The sequence below is a fragment of the Rhizobium sp. 01T417 genome, from assembly GCF_056398905.1.
The window spans coordinates 1-1791 of sequence record NZ_JBFTQH010000116.1; the positions used below are offsets into that span (position 1 = coordinate 1).

At 58.7% G+C, this 1791-nt stretch carries 5 protein-coding genes; all 5 read left to right on the forward strand.

Going from position 1 to position 1791, the window contains the following annotated elements:
• The coding region (rplN, locus tag AC1DPR_RS31790) for a 50S ribosomal protein L14 (RefSeq protein WP_477817999.1) at positions 1-363 on the forward strand (363 nt) is incomplete at its 5' end.
• Between the two features lie 9 nt (positions 364-372).
• Entirely contained in the window at positions 373-681 is a 309-nt protein-coding gene (rplX, locus tag AC1DPR_RS31795) for a 50S ribosomal protein L24 (protein ID WP_092299428.1), read from the forward strand.
• Between the two features lie 25 nt (positions 682-706).
• A complete protein-coding gene (rplE, locus tag AC1DPR_RS31800; protein WP_477818000.1) occupies positions 707-1249 on the forward strand; it encodes a 50S ribosomal protein L5 in 543 nt (180 codons plus the stop codon).
• Positions 1250-1258: 9 nt separating this feature from the next.
• Entirely contained in the window at positions 1259-1564 is a 306-nt protein-coding gene (gene rpsN, locus AC1DPR_RS31805) for a 30S ribosomal protein S14 (protein ID WP_092141234.1), read from the forward strand.
• Positions 1565-1597: 33 nt separating this feature from the next.
• Positions 1598-1791 (forward strand): 30S ribosomal protein S8 (rpsH, locus tag AC1DPR_RS31810; RefSeq protein ID WP_477818001.1); only part of this gene is annotated, 194 nt, incomplete at its 3' end.

A 1791-nucleotide genomic window follows, 5' to 3' on the forward strand; every position in this document is an offset into this window, starting at 1 on the left:
CAGACAGAAAGCCGGCTCGAAGTGGCCGACAACACTGGTGCGCGCGAAGTGCTGTGCATCAAAGTGCTGGGTGGGTCCAAGCGCCGCTATGCGAGCGTGGGCGACATCATCAAGGTGACCGTCAAGGACGCAGCGCCGCGCGGTCGCGTAAAGAAGGGCGATATCTACAACGCCGTCGTTGTACGTACCGCCAAGGGCGTGCGCCGTGCAGACGGTTCGCTCGTCAAGTTCGACAGCAATGCCGCTGTCCTGCTGAACACCAAGCTCGAGCCGATCGGCACCCGTATTTTCGGGCCGGTGACTCGTGAACTCCGTACCGAGCGCTTCATGAAGATCGTGTCGCTCGCACCGGAAGTGCTGTAAGGAGCCGCCATGAACAAGATTCGTAAAGGCGACGAAGTCATCGTCCTGACCGGCAAAGACAAGGGCAAGCGCGGTACCGTGCAAGCCATGCTCGGCGACAAGGTCGTTGTGGAAGGTGTGAACGTTGCCAAGAAGCACGCTCGCCCGAACCCGATGCTGGGCACCACCGGTGGTGTGGTCGACAAGGTCATGCCGCTGCATATTTCCAACGTTGCGCTCGTGGATGCCAATGGCAAGCCGTCGCGCGTCGGCATCAAGGTTGAAGAGGGTAAGCGCGTGCGCTTCCTGAAGTCGACCGGCGCCGTCGTGGCCGCTTGATTCTGGGCACAGATAGGAGTTGAGCATGGCAGCACGTCTGCAAGAGTTTTACAAAGAGAAGGTTGTGCCGGCGCTCATGGAGCAGTTCGGTTACAAGTCGGTCATGGAAGTGCCGCGTATCACCAAGATCACCCTGAACATGGGTCTTGGCGAAGCCATCAATGACAAGAAGGTCATTGAACTGGCCGTGGGCGACCTGACCAAGATCGCTGGTCAGAAGCCGGTTGTGACGAAGGCCAAGAAGGCCATCGCCGGTTTCAAGATCCGCCAGGGCTACCCCATCGGTGCGATGGTGACCCTGCGTGGCGAGCGCATGTTCGAATTTCTCGATCGTTTCGTGACCGTGGCCCTGCCGCGCGTGCGTGACTTCCGTGGTGTGTCGGGTCGTTCGTTYGACGGCCGYGGCAACTACAACATCGGYGTSAAAGAGCAGATCATTTTCCCCGARATCGARTACGACAAGRTCGAYGCMCTGCGYGGTCTSAAYATCAGCATCACGACGACGGCAAAGAACGACGAGGAAGCCAAGGCTCTCCTGAACGCGTTCAAGTTCCCGTTCCGCAATTAAGGGGTTACCGTGGCTAAACTGGCTCTGATTGAACGTGAGAAGAAGCGCGCCAAGCTGGTGGCGAAGTACGCCGCCAAGCGCGCAAACCTCAAGGCCATTATTGACGACCAAGAAAAGTCGGAAGAAGAGCGTTATCTGGCGCGTCTGGAGCTGCAACAGCTCCCGCGCAACGCGAATCCGACCCGCCAGCGTAATCGCTGCGCGATCACCGGTCGTCCCCGCGGTACCTTCCGCAAGTTTGGCCTGGCGCGTAACAAGATCCGCGAAATCGCCTTCAAGGGCGAAATTCCGGGTCTGACGAAAGCCAGCTGGTAATTACGCACAGGCTACAGGAGAAACAGTATGAGCATGAGCGATCCTATCGCCGATATGCTGACGCGCATCCGCAACGCCCAAGGCGTGCAGAAGGCGTCGGTGGTCATGCCCTCGTCGAAGCTGAAAGCGGCGATCGCCAAGGTCCTGAAGGACGAAGGCTACATCGACGACTTCGCAGTGCAGGAAGAAGGCGGCAAGGCACAACTGAGCATCGGTCTGAAGTACTA

Excerpts from the sequence above, each read along its gene's own strand:
- rplX (WP_092299428.1), top strand. The coding sequence starts at position 373 with ATGAACAAGATTCGTAAAGGCGACGAAGTCATCGTCCTGACCGGCAAA.